17 protein-coding genes are annotated in these 15,275 nt (G+C 56.3%); 8 read left to right on the top strand and 9 right to left on the bottom strand.

Annotated elements, in window-relative coordinates; translation table 11 throughout:
• Nucleotides 1-60 precede the first annotated feature (60 nt).
• Entirely contained in the window at nt 61-1,260 is a 1,200-nt protein-coding gene (gene tyrS / locus ACODS3_RS22430) for a tyrosine--tRNA ligase (protein ID WP_489036325.1), read from the bottom strand.
• 202 nt (nt 1,261-1,462) lie between these two features.
• Here tyrS and ACODS3_RS22425 point away from each other — a divergent pair, with 202 nt between their 5' ends.
• Both ACODS3_RS22425 and ACODS3_RS22420 read left to right on the top strand, forming a co-directional pair.
• Nucleotides 1,463-2,884: a peptidoglycan DD-metalloendopeptidase family protein gene (locus ACODS3_RS22425; RefSeq protein ID WP_489036323.1), complete on the top strand. Its 1,422-nt coding sequence runs from the start codon at nt 1,463-1,465 to the stop codon at nt 2,882-2,884.
• 3 nt (nt 2,885-2,887) lie between these two features.
• Nucleotides 2,888-3,982 carry an anhydro-N-acetylmuramic acid kinase gene (locus tag ACODS3_RS22420; protein ID WP_201020391.1) on the top strand — a complete coding sequence of 365 codons (1,095 nt, stop codon included), beginning with the start codon at nt 2,888-2,890 and terminating at the stop codon, nt 3,980-3,982.
• A gap of 64 nt (nt 3,983-4,046) precedes the next feature.
• Here ACODS3_RS22420 and erpA read toward each other — a convergent pair whose 3' ends face one another.
• Together erpA and argC are read right to left on the bottom strand one after the other, a co-directional pair.
• Nucleotides 4,047-4,397 (bottom strand): iron-sulfur cluster insertion protein ErpA, encoded by a 351-nt coding sequence (gene erpA / locus ACODS3_RS22415; protein ID WP_025262070.1) that lies wholly within the window; start codon nt 4,395-4,397, stop codon nt 4,047-4,049.
• 163 nt (nt 4,398-4,560) lie between these two features.
• Entirely contained in the window at nt 4,561-5,595 is a 1,035-nt protein-coding gene (argC, locus tag ACODS3_RS22410; protein ID WP_201004840.1) for an N-acetyl-gamma-glutamyl-phosphate reductase, read from the bottom strand.
• Nucleotides 5,596-5,729: 134 nt separating this feature from the next.
• Between argC and hemJ the strand changes: the two genes are divergently transcribed.
• From hemJ to coq7, 5 genes are all read left to right on the top strand, one after another.
• A complete protein-coding gene (hemJ, locus tag ACODS3_RS22405) occupies nt 5,730-6,158 on the top strand; it encodes a protoporphyrinogen oxidase HemJ (RefSeq protein WP_489036320.1) in 429 nt (142 codons plus the stop codon).
• A gap of 71 nt (nt 6,159-6,229) precedes the next feature.
• Nucleotides 6,230-7,135 (top strand): DUF805 domain-containing protein, encoded by a 906-nt coding sequence (locus ACODS3_RS22400; protein ID WP_489036318.1) that lies wholly within the window; start codon nt 6,230-6,232, stop codon nt 7,133-7,135.
• Nucleotides 7,136-7,216: 81 nt separating this feature from the next.
• Entirely contained in the window at nt 7,217-7,993 is a 777-nt protein-coding gene (locus ACODS3_RS22395; protein WP_201020388.1) for an SDR family NAD(P)-dependent oxidoreductase, read from the top strand.
• A gap of 92 nt (nt 7,994-8,085) precedes the next feature.
• The gene (locus ACODS3_RS22390) at nt 8,086-8,424 is read left to right on the top strand and encodes a histidine triad nucleotide-binding protein (RefSeq protein WP_201004848.1); all 339 of its coding nucleotides are present in this window, start codon (nt 8,086-8,088) and stop codon (nt 8,422-8,424) included.
• A gap of 125 nt (nt 8,425-8,549) precedes the next feature.
• Nucleotides 8,550-9,197 carry a 2-polyprenyl-3-methyl-6-methoxy-1,4-benzoquinone monooxygenase gene (gene coq7 / locus ACODS3_RS22385; RefSeq protein ID WP_201004850.1) on the top strand — a complete coding sequence of 216 codons (648 nt, stop codon included), beginning with the start codon at nt 8,550-8,552 and terminating at the stop codon, nt 9,195-9,197.
• Between the two features lie 58 nt (nt 9,198-9,255).
• Here the strand turns inward: coq7 and speD are convergent, their stop codons facing one another.
• Both speD and ACODS3_RS22375 read right to left on the bottom strand, forming a co-directional pair.
• On the bottom strand, nt 9,256-10,050 hold the full coding sequence (gene speD, locus ACODS3_RS22380; RefSeq protein ID WP_201004852.1) for an adenosylmethionine decarboxylase: 795 nt from the start codon (nt 10,048-10,050) through the stop codon (nt 9,256-9,258).
• 240 nt (nt 10,051-10,290) lie between these two features.
• Nucleotides 10,291-10,713: an OsmC family protein gene (locus ACODS3_RS22375; RefSeq protein ID WP_025262078.1), complete on the bottom strand. Its 423-nt coding sequence runs from the start codon at nt 10,711-10,713 to the stop codon at nt 10,291-10,293.
• A gap of 210 nt (nt 10,714-10,923) precedes the next feature.
• On the opposite strand from ACODS3_RS22375, the gene crp reads away from it, so the two are divergent.
• Nucleotides 10,924-11,568, top strand: a complete 645-nt coding sequence (gene crp / locus ACODS3_RS22370) for a cAMP-activated global transcriptional regulator CRP (protein ID WP_201004860.1) — start codon at nt 10,924-10,926, stop codon at nt 11,566-11,568.
• Nucleotides 11,569-11,580: 12 nt separating this feature from the next.
• On the opposite strand, the gene ACODS3_RS22365 is transcribed toward crp, so the two are convergent.
• The 4 genes from ACODS3_RS22365 to ACODS3_RS22350 are packed head-to-tail and all read right to left on the bottom strand — an operon-like array spanning nt 11,581 to nt 14,786.
• Nucleotides 11,581-12,276: a lipoate--protein ligase family protein gene (locus tag ACODS3_RS22365; protein WP_201020387.1), complete on the bottom strand. Its 696-nt coding sequence runs from the start codon at nt 12,274-12,276 to the stop codon at nt 11,581-11,583.
• A 10-nt stretch (nt 12,277-12,286) separates the two neighbouring features.
• Nucleotides 12,287-13,123 (bottom strand): indole-3-glycerol phosphate synthase TrpC, encoded by an 837-nt coding sequence (gene trpC, locus ACODS3_RS22360; protein ID WP_201004863.1) that lies wholly within the window; start codon nt 13,121-13,123, stop codon nt 12,287-12,289.
• Nucleotides 13,120-14,169 (bottom strand): anthranilate phosphoribosyltransferase, encoded by a 1,050-nt coding sequence (trpD, locus tag ACODS3_RS22355; RefSeq protein WP_201005188.1) that lies wholly within the window; start codon nt 14,167-14,169, stop codon nt 13,120-13,122. Before trpD ends, trpC begins: the two co-directional genes overlap by 4 nt.
• Nucleotides 14,170-14,177: 8 nt before the next feature.
• The gene (locus ACODS3_RS22350) at nt 14,178-14,786 is read right to left on the bottom strand and encodes an aminodeoxychorismate/anthranilate synthase component II (protein WP_201004865.1); all 609 of its coding nucleotides are present in this window, start codon (nt 14,784-14,786) and stop codon (nt 14,178-14,180) included.
• Nucleotides 14,787-15,275 lie beyond the last annotated feature (489 nt).

Below are 15,275 nucleotides of genomic sequence, written 5' to 3'. Positions count from 1 at the left end.
CGCCGGAAGTGGGGCGAATTATAGAGACATTAAATCGCCCGTCAACCGTTAATTTAAGTTTTATTCCAAATTGAGGGTAATACGCCCGAAAGCCTTCTTCCCGGCCTGGCAAACATGAGTAGCGCCTACCTTGAAGATAAAGCTGCGATCAACAACCTCACCATCTATACGCACACCACCGGAAGCCAGCAAATCGCGAGCGACTGCTGAGTTCTTCACGAGGCCTGCCTTATTAAGGACGGCTGCCACAGGCATATCTTCAGTCGCGCCGACAGAAATTTCCGGCAAGTCGTCTGGCAGCTCACCGTCTTTCATACGGTTACCCGCAGAGCGATGAGCAGTCGCCGCAGCTTCTTCACCATGGAAGCGAGCCACAATCTCTTCGGCGAGCTTGATCTTGATGTCACGAGGGTTTGCCCCCGCCTCGCACGCCACCTTGAACTCATTGATCTCTTCCATGGAGCGGAAGCTCAGCAATTCGAAGTAGCGCCACATCAAGGCATCAGGAATGGAAACCAGTTTGCTATAGATGACACCCGGCGCTTCCTGGATCCCCACATAGTTACCCAGCGACTTGGACATCTTCTTGACGCCGTCCAGCCCTTCCAGCAAAGGCATGGTCAGAATGCACTGCGCTTCCTGGCCATAGGCACGTTGAAGCTCGCGCCCCATCAACAGGTTGAATTTCTGGTCGGTACCACCAAGCTCGACATCCGCACGCAACGCGACAGAGTCGTAGCCTTGCACCAACGGATACAGGAACTCATGAATGGCGATCGGCTGATTGCTCTTGTAACGCTTGTCGAAGTCGTCACGCTCCAGCATCCGCGCCACGGTGTACTGCGAAGACAGACGAATGAAGTCAGCCGGGCTGAGCTTGTCCATCCATGTGGAGTTGAACGCGACTTCGGTCTTGGCCGGATCGAGGATCTTGAAGACCTGGGCCTTGTAGGTCTCGGCGTAATCCAGAACCTGCTCGCGCGTCAGCGGAGGACGAGTCGCACTTTTGCCGCTAGGGTCGCCAATCATCCCGGTGAAGTCGCCGATCAGAAAAATGACCTGATGCCCCAGATCCTGGAACTGGCGAAGCTTGTTAATAAGGACGGTATGACCCAGGTGCAGGTCGGGCGCCGTAGGATCGAAGCCCGCCTTGATTCGCAGCGGCTGACCGCGCTTGAGTTTGGCGACCAGTTCGGCCTCGACCAGGAGTTCATCCGCGCCACGCTTTATAAGCGCAAGCTGCTCTTCAACCGACTTCATATCAGCCCCCAATTTAAAGGGAACCAACCATACAAGATCAGAGCCCAATTACAAGTTTTTGCCCGGCATACGGCCACGAATCGGAGACCGATACGTAAGCAGGGTTGCTTCGGGCTGGATTTGGTTATATTTTATACAGTTATTTCATCTTCATCATGTCATTCATCTTTTCCATTTCACCTTTTTCAAAGTCAAATTACTTATGATCGACACGCCACCGCCTAAAGCGCCCCCGCTTTATCCGAAGAGCCACCTGCTCGCTGCAAGCTGCATTGCTGCATTGCTGAGCCTGGCCCTTCTGGTATTTCCTTCCAGCGAAGTTGAAGCGAAACGAACCAATCTGGTTCTTGATCTGGAAACACCTGCTGATCAAACCGCACAAGACCAAGACGCTCAGCAAGACACCCAAGCCACACCTGAAGGCACTGTTTCACCATTTGCCCAGATCGATAACGGTGAGAATCAGTCCCGGGAAAACGCTTCTGCTCAGCCGCAATCCCCCGCTACAGATGTAAAAGGCCCCAATCACAGGGAGGTCGTAGTCGCCAAGGGCGATACCTTGTCCACCCTGTTTGAAAAGGTCGGGCTGCCCGCCACGACGGTGCATGAAGTGATGGCCAGCGACAAACAGGCCAAGCAGTTCAGCAAATTGCAGAACGGTCAGGTTCTCCAGTTCGAGCTTTCATCTGACGGCCAGCTCAACCAGTTGCATAGCAAGCTCAGCGAACTGGAGACCATCAGCCTCTCCAGAACGGATGCCGGCTTTACGTTCAACCGCGAAGTCAGCAAGCCGACAGTCCGTGACACCTATGCTCACGCTGTCATCAACAGTTCTCTGTCCTTGTCGGCCCAGCGCGCCGGCCTGTCCCACAGCATGACCATGGATATGGCCAATATTTTTGGCTACGACATCGACTTCGCCCAGGACATTCGCAAGGGCGACGAATTCGATGTGGTTTATGAGCAAAAAGTAATCAATGGCAAGACTGTCGGCACCGGCAATATCCTCTCTGCCCGCTTCACGAATCGTGGCAAGACCTACACCGCCATTCGCTACACCAACAAGCAAGGCAATACCAATTACTACACCGCTGACGGCAACAGCATGCGTAAGGCCTTCATCCGCACACCGGTAGACTTCGCACGCATCAGCTCGATGTTCTCCATGGGCCGCAAGCACCCGATCCTGAACAAGATCCGCGCCCACAAAGGCGTCGACTATGCCGCACCACGCGGTACGCCCATCAAGGCGACTGGCGATGGCAAGGTCCTTCTGGCCGGACGTCGCGGCGGGTACGGCAATACCGTCATCATTCAGCACGGCGAGACTTACCGCACGCTGTACGGACACATGCAAGGCTTCGCCAAAGGCGTACAAACCGGCGGAACAGTCAAGCAAGGTCAGGTGATCGGCTATATTGGAACAACCGGCTTGTCGACAGGCCCGCACCTGCACTATGAGTTCCAGGTCAATGGTGTCCACGTCGATCCGCTGGGTCAGAAACTTCCGATGGCGGACCCGATCGCCAAATCCGAAAAACAGCGGTTCATGCAGCAAAGCCAACCGTTGATGGCGCGCATGGACCAGGAAAAGGCCACTACACTGGCCTCTAATAAAAGGTAATCCATGGCCTTCTTCTATATAGGTGTGATGTCCGGCAGCAGCCTCGATGGGATAGATATCGCCCTATTGGAGCAGGATGATCGTCCAAGACTCCTGGCGACTCATTACATTCCGATGCCGGAAGATCTGTATGCCGAATTGCTCGGCCTTTGCTCAAGCGGCGCGGATGAACTTGCACGCGCTGCCATTGCCGAGCAGAAATGGGTAAAGCTGGTAGCACAAGGCGTCGCGACCCTGCTGGAAGAGCAGAACATGGTTGCCGGCCAGATACGCGCTATCGGCAGCCATGGCCAGACCATTCGTCATGAACCGGGACGCGGCTTCAGCATTCAGATCGGTAACCCTGCTCTACTTGCCGAGCTGACTGAAATTACCGTGGTCAGTGACTTCCGCCGTCGTGATATCGCTGCTGGTGGCCAGGGCGCGCCATTGGTTCCCGCCTTCCATGAAGCATTGTTCGACGACAATAAAGATCGCCGCGCCGTGCTGAACATCGGCGGTTTCAGCAACCTGAGCATCATTGAGTCAGATCGCCCGGTTTCTGGTTTCGATTGCGGGCCAGGCAACGTGTTGCTGGATGCTTGGATACAGTCGCAGCGTAACCAGAGCTTCGATAAAGATGGCGCATGGGCCGCCAGCGGTCAGGTCGAGCCTGCACTGCTAAAAGGCCTGCTGAGCGATCAGTTCTTCCTGACCAAAGGTCCGAAGAGCACTGGCCGTGAAGTCTTCAACCTCGGCTGGCTGCATCATCACCTGTTCCAGTTGCCGAGCATTGCGCCGGAAAACGTACAGGCGACACTGCTTGAGCTGACCGCACTGACCATCACCGAGTCGTTGCAATCGGCACAATCCAGTACCAGCGAGCTTCTGGTGTGTGGCGGCGGTGCCCATAACGTGGCGCTGATGAACCGACTGGCAGCGCTGTTGCCGGAGACGAAAGTCAGCAGCACCGCAAAATTCGGTGTTGATCCTGACTGGGTCGAAGCCATGGCGTTTGCCTGGCTGGCGCATTGCTGCCTGGAAAGCGTACCGGCCAACCGACCAACGGTAACCGGAGCCAGAGGGCTGCGGGTACTGGGCGCCATCTATCCCGCCTGACGGGATGGCAGAATGAAAAACGCCGCGCATATGCGCGGCGTTTTCATATGAAGCGATACACGGATCAGATAGAGAACGAAGAACCACAACCACAAGTGGTAGAGGCGTTCGGGTTCTTGATCACGAAACGCGAGCCTTCCAGACCTTCCTGATAGTCCACTTCAGCACCAGCCAGATACTGGAAGCTCATTGGATCGACAACCAGGCTAACGCCTTCACGCTCGACGACGGTATCGTCATCCGCAACATCTTCATCGAAGGTGAAGCCATACTGAAAACCGGAACAACCACCGCCCGTCACGAAAACGCGCAGTTTCAGGCGATCGTTGCCCTCTTCATCGACCAGGGTTTTCACCTTGTGCGCGGCTCCTGGGGTGAACTCCAGAGCTGTAGGAGTAAAGGATTCGACGCTCATGTCAGATATCTCCCGGCGTTAAGCCGTCATAATGCGTAATGACGGGCATTATCCGCTTCTCCTAGAAAACTGGTCAACTATTGAAGTGAAGAGCAGTAGCAAGCGGTCAAGCTACAAGCCGCAAGTGCTTGTAGCTTGTAGCTTGTAGCTTGTAGCTTGTAGCTCAAGGCATCATGCCTGCGTGCGACAGGCCTGCACGCTCGTCCAGACCGAACAGGATGTTCAGGTTCTGTACCGCCTGGCCCGACGCGCCCTTGACCAGGTTGTCGATGACCGACAGCACGACAACCAGATCTCCGCCCTGTGGACGGTGAACGGCAATGCGGCAGACGTTTGCACCACGCACACTGCGCGTCTCGGGATGGCTGCCTGCCGGCATGACATCGACGAAAGGCTCATCGGCGTAACGCTTCTCGAACAGCGCCTGCAAGTCCACCGACTTGTCGGCAACGGTTGCATACAGTGTGGAGTGAATGCCACGGATCATCGGCGTCAGGTGCGGCACAAACGTCAGACCCACATCGCCGCCTGCGGCGCGACGCAGACCCTGGCTGATTTCCGGCAGATGGCGATGGCCTTTGACGGCATAAGCCTTGAAGCTTTCGTTGGCCTCCGAGTACAGCGAGCCAAGGCTCAGACCGCGACCGGCGCCACTGACACCCGACTTGCAGTCGGCGATCAGGCGAGAGTTATCCGCAAGGCCCGCTTCCAGCAAAGGCAGGAAACCCAGCTGAGTTGCGGTCGGATAGCAACCCGGCACGGCAATCAGGCGTGCATTCTTGATTTGCTCGCGATTGACCTCAGGCAGACCGTATACGGCATCCTTCAGCAGTTCAGGCGCACCGTGTGGCTGGCCGTACCATTTGGCCCACTCGACCGGGTCTTGCAGACGGAAGTCTGCCGAGAGGTCGATAACCTTTGTGCCCGCAGCCAGCAGTTCGCCTGCCAGAGCGTGAGCAACACCGTGAGGCGTGGCGAAGAACACAACGTCACATGCGCCAAGAGTCTTGACGTCCGGAGCGCTGAAAGCCAGGCCGTCGTAATGGCCTCGCAGGTTCGGGTACATGTCGGCTACGGCAAGTCCGGCCTCCGAGCGAGAGGTAATAACGACCACTTCTGCTTGCGGATGCTGTGCCAACAGACGCAGCAGCTCGACCCCGGTGTAACCCGTGCCGCCGACGATACCGACCTTGACCATAACCTGCCCTCAACGAAACAACTGGAAAGCCGTCGATGATATGGGCCTATCGCCTCTGCGACAACCGACAACGTGACGTATGGACACGCAACCCACTACTATTTGCCCACCGTGAACCTGGGGATAACTAAAAAATGCTCTTCTTATGGATCAAAGCGCTTCACATCGTATCGATGGTCTGCTGGTTTGCAGGCCTGTTCTATCTGCCGAGGCTGTTCGTCTACCACTCAATGAGCGAGGACACCGTCAGCAAGGAACGCTTCAGCGTGATGGAGCGCAAGCTGTACCGAGGCATCATGGGGCCTGCCATGATCGCCACGCTGATTTTCGGCGGCTGGATGATCAGCTTCAGTCCGTCCGGGTATTTCAGCCAGGGCTGGATGCATGCGAAGCTGACGCTGGTTTTCCTGCTCATCGGCTACCACCACATGTGCGGCGCACAGGTAAAACGCTTCGCCCGTGGCGAGAATGGCCGCAGCCATGTGTTTTATCGCTGGTTCAATGAAGTCCCTGTAGTGATACTGCTGGCTGTCGTCATTCTGGTCGTCGTCAAACCGTTCTGATCAATACCGGGCGGCCATGCCTGTAGTGGCTGCCCGCGCTACACCCTGATACCGAGACAAGGAAGCCCTTGATGGCCGATACCCACTTCAAGATCATGTTTGAAGGGCAGTTGCGTAATGGCGTTGAGCTGGAAACTGCAAAACTCAACCTGGCCCAATTGTTCAAGAGTGAAACCTCGGCCGTCGAGAGGCTGTTCAACGGCACGCCTGTATCCCTCAAGCGCGGGCTGTCTCAAGCAGATGCCCAGAGGTATATCCAGGCGCTCAACGATGCAGGCGTCGAGGCCCGCATAGAGCCCGACCCGGCAATCAGCCTGAGCCTGGATGAAGTTGATGAGCCAAAACCCTATCGTGCTCCCGTAGAACCCTCCCCGGCAAGCTCGCCCTACGCGCCCCCCAAAGCTCCTGTCACACCTGAACTACCCGAGCATTCGACGCTCAAGGTGTTCAGCATCGAAGGCCGTATCGGGCGCCTGCGCTATCTGGCCTGGAGCCTGGTATTGATAGTCGCGGGCCTTGCAACACTAGGTGTCTGCGTCTCACTCATGAGCGTTTCATTGATTGGCGGCGGGCTCTTGAGCACTGTAGCCTTCGCCGCATTCGTCATCCTCAGTGTGCAGATGGGCGTACAGCGTCTGCACGATGCGGGCTGGTCGGGCTGGCTCTTGCTGCTAAACCTCGTGCCCGTAATTAGCGGTATCTTTCCATTCGTGATGGTGCTCATACCGGGCACAAAAGGCCCAAACAAATATGGTCCTGTGCCACCACCGAACTCGAATGCCGTAAAAGTACTGGCCTGCCTGTGGATTGCCTTTATCACGCTGTTCATCACAATCATGCTCAACAATGGTCTCGATGCCGTGAAGAATGAACTCGAGACCACAGCCAGCGAATATGAACAATCCCTGCCTTATGATGATGACTCCGACAGCGATGAGGCCCTGCCTGCCCCGTCAGTCCCCGGACAAAGGCTTTGATTTAAAGCAGACACCACGTAATACGTTGCTCATGAGCCGACACCAAAAATGTCGGTTGCAATACGTTCAATGGAGAAATGCATGACCCGTTACGCCCTGATCACAGGCGCTTCCAGCGGTATAGGCCTGGCCATGGCCGAAGCACTGGCACGTCGCGGGCACAATCTGCTGCTGGTCGCCCGCCATCGCGATCGCCTGGAAAGTATTGCCATCGAACTGACCCAGCGCTTTGGCGTCGAGGTGCTGTTTCGTGCGTGCGATCTGGGTGAGCCGCTGCGTCTTTCAGGCTTCCTGCTGGAGCTGGAGGATGGCGCCCATCAGATCGATCTACTGGTCAATAGTGCGGGCATCGGAACTTGCGGTCCGTTTCTGGCCCAGGAGTGGGCTGCCGAGCAGGACCTGATAGACCTGAATATCCTGGCCCTGACTCGCCTGTGCCATACCGTTGGCAACTTGATGGCGTTGCAGGGTGGCGGACAGATTCTCAACGTGGCCTCGGTGGCAGCGTTCCAGCCCGGACCATGGATGAGCACCTATTACGCGAGCAAGGCTTACGTGCTGCACTTTTCCGAAGGATTACGCGAAGAGGTGAAGAAAAACGGGGTAAAAGTGTCGGTGCTTTGCCCTGGCCCGACTCGTACTCCTTTCTTTCGCACGGCTCAGATCAACGTGAACGACAAGAAGATGATGACCCCCGAAGAGGTGGCACTGTATACCGTACGCGCGCTGGCAAAAAACAAGGCTGTTATCATCCCCAGGCTGCGTAACAGGTTATGGGCATTCAGCCCGCGGTTGGGGTCGCGCTGGCTGGTTCGTCAAATCAGCGGCTTGATCAACAAGGCCTGCTGCCCACGCTGAGTGACAAAACGTTATCGCCCAGTAAACTCGACTTCATTGGCGCAGGGCTTTTGACCGGCCATGCCCCATCCACCCAAAAGGAGCAAACGGCTGTGGATACTTTGTTTACCAAGATCATCAACCGGGAAATACCGGCCAGGATCATCTACGAAGACGATCAGGTACTGGCCTTCCACGACATCGCCCCTCAGGCGCCCGTGCATTTTCTGGTCATCCCGAAAAAACCCATTCGCACCCTCAATGACCTGACCGAAGAAGACAAAGGCCTGGCAGGCCATATCCTTTTCACGGCGCAACGGCTGGCAAAAGAACTGGGTTGCGAAGAAGGTTTTCGCGTTGTCATGAACTGCAATGAACTCGGTGGACAGACCGTTTATCACATTCACATGCATGTTCTGGGTCAGCGTCAGATGAACTGGCCGCCGGGCTGAGCCTGTTTTTTCAATAACTTGCATCCTGTCGATGCCCTTGAGCGGCCCTGGCAGGATGATCCAGCTCAAGCCTGAAGGCTCTGATTGGGGTAAACTGGCCAGCATGGACCTATCCGGAGGTGCCCATGGCTACCGAACGTCACTACTCCCCCCTTGATCGTCTTCTGTTGCAGGCCGACAGCGCAATGCGCACATTGCTGCCCTCAAGCGGACATTCTCATCGGCCTTCCCCTGCCATTCTGCGCCCCGAACACAAAATGAATGATGTCGACACTCGGCATGTAGCCGGCTTGATGCGCATCAACCATACCGGTGAGGTCTGCGCACAGGCGCTGTACCAAGGCCAGGCCTTGACCGCCAGGCTGCCCAAGGTGCGCAAAGCCATGGAGCACGCTGCCGAAGAGGAAATCGATCATCTGGTCTGGTGTGAACAGCGTATTCATCAATTGGGTAGCCACACCAGCGTGCTCAATCCCCTGTTCTATGGCTTGTCCTTCGGAATCGGTGCGGCTGCCGGCTTGATCAGCGATAAAGTCAGCCTGGGATTTGTGGCAGCGACTGAAGATCAGGTCTGCAAACATCTGAACGAACATCTGGAGCAGATACCCGCCGAGGACGGAAAGTCCCGGGCGATTCTGGAACAGATGCGCATAGACGAAGAACAGCACGCTGAAACCGCGCTGGACGCTGGCGGCTTTCGCTTCCCTGCCCCGGTCAAGTTCGGCATGAGCATCCTGGCCAAAGTCATGACCAAGAGTACGTATCGGATCTGACATTCTGCCACGCATGAAAAAGGCGCCTTGATCGGCGCCTTTCCTGTTTGCACTGAAATCAGACAGCCACGTTACGGCCGTAGAAGATTTCCAGCATTTCATGCTTCACCTTGGCGGTGACCTGCTCGCGCTGCTCGGCAGACAGGTTGCTGGTCGCGTCGCCGAACAGGTAGTTATCCAGTTCAAACTCCTTGAGCAGCATTTTGGTGTGGAACAGGTTCTCCTGATACACGTTCACATCGGTCATCTGGTAACCGTTGCGGGTGTCTTCGGAGAGGTAGTTCTGGATCGAGTTGATCTCGTGATCGATAAAGTGCTTCTTGCCTTCGACATCACGTGTGAAGCCACGAACGCGATAGTCGACCGTCACGATGTCGGACTCGAACTTGTGAATCAGGTAGTTCAGCGCTTTGAGCGGTGAAATCACGCCACAGGTCGACACATCGATGTCCACGCGGAAAGTCGCGATCCCATCGACCGGGTGAATTTCCGGATAGGTGTGAACCGTAATGTGGCTCTTGTCCAGGTGGGCCAGAATGGTTTCCGGCAGTGGACCTGGCGACTCTTCGATCTGGCTTTCGGTAGGTGTTACCGGTTGCTCGGAGATCAGAATGGTCACACTGGCGCCCTGCGGATCGTAATCCTGACGAGCGATGTTCAGGATATTGGCACCAATGATATCGACAACATCCGTCAGAATCCGCGTCAGGCGTTCTGCGTCGTACACACTGTTGATGTACTCGACGTAGGCCTGCTGGTCTTGCGGGGTTTCCGCATAGCAGATGTCATAGATATTGAAGCTCAAGGTCTTTGTCAGGTTATTGAACCCGTGGAGCTTGAGTTTGCTTTTCACCGTTAAAAACTCTCTATATATGTGCGGCGCCAGCCGCGTGATCAAGCATGCCCGTCAGATGAGACGCACTCAGCTGCGTAGGACGGTTAACACCTCTTCGCGTTGGCGATTTTGGTTGTCTGTTCTGGCGCAGCAGCAGAAAACCAATGCATGCCGCGCCTGAAAAAGTCGCGCATTATGCAGACGTCGGAAGCCGTCTGCCAGAGTGTGCGCCGTTTTTATGATCGTTGGATGTCTGTATCAGCCCAGTTCGACAATTTCATAATCGTGGGTGATCTCTACACCGGCATTGCCCAGCATGATCGACGCTGAACAATACTTCTCGGCCGACAGCTCGATGGCACGCTTGACCTGGGCCTCTTTCAGGCCGCGCCCCTTGACGACAAAGTGCAGATGGATCTTGGTGAAAACCTTGGGATCCTCGCTTGCACGCTCGGCCTCAAGGAAGGCTTCACAGCTTTCGACAGGCTGACGGGACTTCTTGAGAATGCTGACGACATCGAAGTTGCTGCAACCGCCCAGACCGATAAGCACCATCTCCATCGGGCGTACACCCAGATTGCGACCGCCGCTTTCAGGCGGGCCGTCCATTACCACTACATGACCGCTACCGGACTCGCCGAGGAACATGGCTTCGCCAGCCCATTGGATGCGTGCCTTCATCGCCAGACTCCACTGCTAAAAAAAGGGTAGCCAGCTTAGCACAGGCCCATGATTTCACTGGAAGTGCCTCTAAAAATGCTTTTTACGGACAATGTGTAGGAAAAGTCTTAAATGACCTTAAACCCTCGTCGAAAAGCTGGCGAGAATGCCAGTGCAGCCGATACCTATAAAAGTGCCATTTGGCGAAGAGTCTTTTTTCGGAATACACGCATGGTCGCAATCACCTTGACACCAAAAATAAAGAGTCTCGAAAAGCTTCTCCCCTATGCCCAACGTCGTCGCTGTGCCGCCAAGAGCAATATCATCTGCGCTGGCGAGAAATCCGAGTCGTTGTTCATCATCCTCAAGGGCTCGGTGACGATCCTGATTGAGGACGAGGAAGGCAGGGAGATGATCGTCGCGTATCTCAACAGTGGGGATTTCTTCGGCGAGCTGGGGCTATTCGAGCAGGCCGGCCATGAAACCGTACGCAGTGCGTGGGTTCGCGCCAAGACCGAGTGTGAAGTGGCCGAGATCTCTTACTGCAAGTTCCGCGAACTGACGCACCAGGAGCCAGAAATACTCTATGCCCTTGGCGCCCAGATGGCTGATCGTCTGCGCAATACGACGCGCAAGGTAGGCGACCTGGCTTTCCTCGACGTGACCGGCCGAGTGGCCCGCACATTGCTGGATCTGTGCCGGCAACCGGATGCCATGACTCATCCCGATGGCATGCAGATCAAGGTCACCCGCCAGGAAATCGGGCGTATCGTTGGCTGTTCGAGAGAAATGGTCGGGCGCGTGCTCAAGGCTCTGGAAGAACAACAACTGGTCGACGTCAAAGGCAAGACCATGGTGGTGTTCGGAACCCGCTGACCCCAGTGCAGCTCAGAGCCCGGCCAGCAGTTGCCGGTAAGACTGACTCAGGCGCTCAAGAACATTGAAGTCGCCCTCGGGAAAGGCCTCATACAGCGCAATATGACTTTGGGCACGTACCCGCGCCTCAAGCTCACATAGCTCATTGAAACGGTTGACGGCGGCCACCATCTGCTGGCGTTCGTCATTCAGCAGCAAGGCGCCATGGGCCAGCACCACAGGTCGTGTTCCACCCTGGCTTTGACGCCAGCGCTGGGCTGTACCGACCATCTTGCGTCCATCGAGGTTGACGTTGAAGCGCCCGTCACAGAATGCGCCGTCCACCTCACCCAACGAGGCCTGACCTCCCAGCTCAGTCAACAGATCCAGAATCGGCTGACACAAACGCCGGTAGGCGATTTCTATTCGGTCCCGATCGGCATCCTTGCTCGGTTGGGCGTAGACCAGGGCAATGTTCACGGTCGCAGCGGATTGCGGCACCGGCTCACCGCCTGTTTCGCGCAACAGGACAGGCCAGCCGCTGTCTGCAAGGGTTTCACTGGCCTCGGTAAAGCCGGGCAGGCGACTCATCCGGCGTGGCATGACCAGCGCCTGATCAGTGGGGCGCCAGAACAGCAGCCCATGATCCGAGTCCCCGGCGCACACCGACGCCAGCAGGTCCTGCTCGGCCTGCAGGCCTTTTTCGATGCAGATGTCGACTACCGACATGATCTACGACTCAATCAAGGGCCGAACCACTGACAGGTACACCACGCTCCGGGAAGAACAAGCGCTGCAACTCGGCTCCAGGCTGCTCGGCACGCATGAAGGCCTCACCCACCAGGAACGAATACACATCGCTGATTTCCATCAGCTCAACGTCAGCACGGTTGAGGATGCCGCTCTCGGTAATGACCAGTCGATCACGAGGAATACGCGGCAGCAGATCCAGCGTGGTTTCCAGGCTCACCTCGAAAGTATGCAGGTTGCGGTTGTTCACGCCGACCAGCGGCGTATCGAGCGTCTTGAGCGCTCGCTCCAGCTCATCGCCATCATGAACTTCAACCAGTACGTCCAGACCGACACCTTTGGCAACCGCCGCCAGTTCGGCCATTTTCACGTCATCCAGCGCCGCCACGATCAACAGGATGCAATCGGCGCCCAGAGCACGGGCTTCGATCACCTGATACGGGTCGATCATGAAGTCCTTGCGGATCACCGGCAGCTTGCAGGCTGCACGGGCTTCCTGCAGATAGGCATCGGCGCCCTGGAAGAAATCGATATCGGTCAAAACCGACAGGCAGGTCGCACCGCCAGCCTGATAGCTTCTGGCGATTTCAGCAGGCTGGAAGTCTTCCCGGATCACGCCTTTGCTTGGCGAGGCCTTCTTGATCTCGGCGATAACCGCCGGATGCTTGCTTCTGGCCTGTTCGATCAAGGCAGTAGCAAAACCACGAGGCGCATCGGCCACCGCCGCCTGCCGTTCCAGCTCTGCCAGGGTCACAATGGCACGACGAGCAGCCACTTCCTCGGCTTTACGGGCGAGAATTTTTTCCAGTACGGTTGGCACACTCATCCTTCATTCTCCTGCTTGAATACCGCCGTGAAAGCACCCAATTCATCCAGCTTTTCCCGGGCAAGGCCGGTATGCAGGGAATCGTGTGCCAGTTCTACGCCTTCTTTAAGGCTGGAGGCATGATCAGCAGCATAGAGCGCCGCACCGGCATTGAGCACGATCATTTCCGAGGCCTTCTGCCCACTTTCGGTTTTGCGACGGCCCAGGGCGTCACGAATCAGCTCAAGCGAGGCTGCCGGACTTTCGACAGCCAGGCCATACAGGCTCTGGCTTTTGATGCCCAGATCTTCGGGTTGTACAGAGTACTCGGTGATTTCGCCGTTCTTCAGTTCAGCGACAAAGGTCGGTGCCGCGAGGCTGAACTCGTCCAGACCGTCCTGGGAATGCACCACCAGCACATGTTTGCTGCCCAGGCGGGACAGGACTTCAGCCAATGGGCGGCACAACGCCTGGTTGAACACACCCACCACCTGATGGCGAACGCCAGCCGGATTCGTAAGCGGGCCGAGCATATTGAACAGGGTGCGCAGCCCAAGATCGCGCCGGGGGCCGGCCGCATACTTCATGGCGCTGTGATGCGACTGGGCAAACATGAAGCCGATACCCACGCTGTCGATGCAACGTGCGACCTGAACCGGATCGAGATTCAGATACACACCCGCGGCTTCCAGCAGATCGGCACTGCCGCTCTTACCTGAAACGGCACGGTTACCGTGCTTGGCGACCGTACAGCCCGCAGCCGAGATCACGAATGCCGAGGCGGTGGAGACGTTGAAGATGTTTGCACCATCGCCACCCGTTCCGACGATATCAACGACCTTGTCCAGGGACTGAAGCTCGACCTTGTTTGCCAGCTCGCGCATGACCGAGACGGCACCGACGATTTCATCGATGCTTTCGCTTTTCATCCGCATGCCCATCAGGAAGGCGCCTATCTGCGCTTCCGTGCATTGGCCTGTCATGATTTCACGCATGACATCGCGCATCTCGTCAGTGTTCAGGTCCAGATGATTGACGACGCGGTTAAGCGCGGTCTTGATATTCATTGGCGTACTCATGAAAAGTCCTCCTGACGACTGCCGCCGGTCTGCTTGAGGAAGTTGGCGAACAGCTCATGCCCCTGCTCTGTCAGGATCGACTCGGGGTGGAATTGCACCCCTTCAATATTCAGTGTCTTGTGGCGCAGCCCCATGATCTCGTCAACCGAACCGTCTTCAAGCGCGGTCCAGGCGGTGACTTCCAGACAATCAGGCAATGTATCGAGCTTGACTACCAGTGAATGGTAACGAGTCACGACCAGAGGGTGGTTCAGGCCATTGAACACGCCCTTGTCTTCATGGACGACAGGGCTGGTCTTGCCGTGCATGACCTGACGGGCGCGCACCACATCCCCACCAAACGCCTGTCCAATGGACTGATGCCCAAGGCAAACACCCAGAATCGGCAGTTTGCCCGCGAAGTGAGTAATCACCTCAAGCGAGACGCCGGCTTCGTTGGGGGTACAAGGGCCTGGCGAGACGACAATGCGCTCCGGGTTCAAGGCTTCGATCTGAGCAATGGTCAGCTCATCGTTACGAATCACTTTAACGTCGGCACCCAGTTCACCGAGGTACTGCACGACGTTATAGGTAAAGGAGTCGTAGTTATCGATCATCAGCAGCATGTTGCTATCAACCTTTTGAATTTACTGACTTTATTCACGCCTTCCGAATTCGGACCCGCTTGCGTATCCACCGCTGGTCATAGCGAAACACATGACCTGACGGCATACATCAAAGGGTTGGAGGCATATAGGTACAGGTCCGGGCTGGCCGGAAAAGAAATAGTCAGGCGCGCCAACGCCAACGGGCGTGGGCCTTGATAACGCGCATCAAGAGTTTGCTGACAATCGTCACGGGAGGAGTCTCATCTATACGTTTCGGGACATTAACTTACCGAATCACACGGCGCAATATGATTGTGCCGGGGAAAGCAGGTCATGTATCCGATCAGATGACTTTTAGCGGGGCAGATCAGTGTCTGCGGGGACGGAAGGAAGTGTGCCGCTTGCGCGGAGGAGGGAACGCTGTGAAGCGGGAAGTGGCTTGCCGGCGAGAACTGTGTGAAGTCAAGAAAAATGCTTTGACTTCACCTGCCCTGTCGCCGGCAAGCC

The sequence above is a fragment of the Pseudomonas sp. FG43 genome (assembly GCF_057809175.1).
The sequence above is the reverse complement of the archived record's forward strand: the minus strand, read 5'-3'. Positions and strand labels throughout refer to the sequence as shown.

What these genes read in the sequence shown, in the direction of transcription:
- tyrS (WP_489036325.1), bottom strand. Translation starts at nt 1,260, where the DNA reads ATGAAGTCGGTTGAAGAGCAGCTTGCGCTTATAAAGCGTGGCGCGGAT.
- ACODS3_RS22425 (WP_489036323.1), top strand. Translation starts at nt 1,463, where the DNA reads ATGATCGACACGCCACCGCCTAAAGCGCCCCCGCTTTATCCGAAGAGC.
- ACODS3_RS22420 (WP_201020391.1), top strand. Translation starts at nt 2,888, where the DNA reads ATGGCCTTCTTCTATATAGGTGTGATGTCCGGCAGCAGCCTCGATGGG.
- erpA (WP_025262070.1), bottom strand. Translation starts at nt 4,397, where the DNA reads ATGAGCGTCGAATCCTTTACTCCTACAGCTCTGGAGTTCACCCCAGGA.
- argC (WP_201004840.1), bottom strand. Translation starts at nt 5,595, where the DNA reads ATGGTCAAGGTCGGTATCGTCGGCGGCACGGGTTACACCGGGGTCGAG.
- hemJ (WP_489036320.1), top strand. Translation starts at nt 5,730, where the DNA reads ATGCTCTTCTTATGGATCAAAGCGCTTCACATCGTATCGATGGTCTGC.
- ACODS3_RS22400 (WP_489036318.1), top strand. Translation starts at nt 6,230, where the DNA reads ATGGCCGATACCCACTTCAAGATCATGTTTGAAGGGCAGTTGCGTAAT.
- ACODS3_RS22395 (WP_201020388.1), top strand. Translation starts at nt 7,217, where the DNA reads ATGACCCGTTACGCCCTGATCACAGGCGCTTCCAGCGGTATAGGCCTG.
- coq7 (WP_201004850.1), top strand. Translation starts at nt 8,550, where the DNA reads ATGGCTACCGAACGTCACTACTCCCCCCTTGATCGTCTTCTGTTGCAG.
- ACODS3_RS22375 (WP_025262078.1), bottom strand. Translation starts at nt 10,713, where the DNA reads ATGAAGGCACGCATCCAATGGGCTGGCGAAGCCATGTTCCTCGGCGAG.
- crp (WP_201004860.1), top strand. Translation starts at nt 10,924, where the DNA reads ATGGTCGCAATCACCTTGACACCAAAAATAAAGAGTCTCGAAAAGCTT.
- ACODS3_RS22365 (WP_201020387.1), bottom strand. Translation starts at nt 12,276, where the DNA reads ATGTCGGTAGTCGACATCTGCATCGAAAAAGGCCTGCAGGCCGAGCAG.
- trpC (WP_201004863.1), bottom strand. Translation starts at nt 13,123, where the DNA reads ATGAGTGTGCCAACCGTACTGGAAAAAATTCTCGCCCGTAAAGCCGAG.
- trpD (WP_201005188.1), bottom strand. Translation starts at nt 14,169, where the DNA reads ATGAATATCAAGACCGCGCTTAACCGCGTCGTCAATCATCTGGACCTG.
- ACODS3_RS22350 (WP_201004865.1), bottom strand. Translation starts at nt 14,786, where the DNA reads ATGCTGCTGATGATCGATAACTACGACTCCTTTACCTATAACGTCGTG.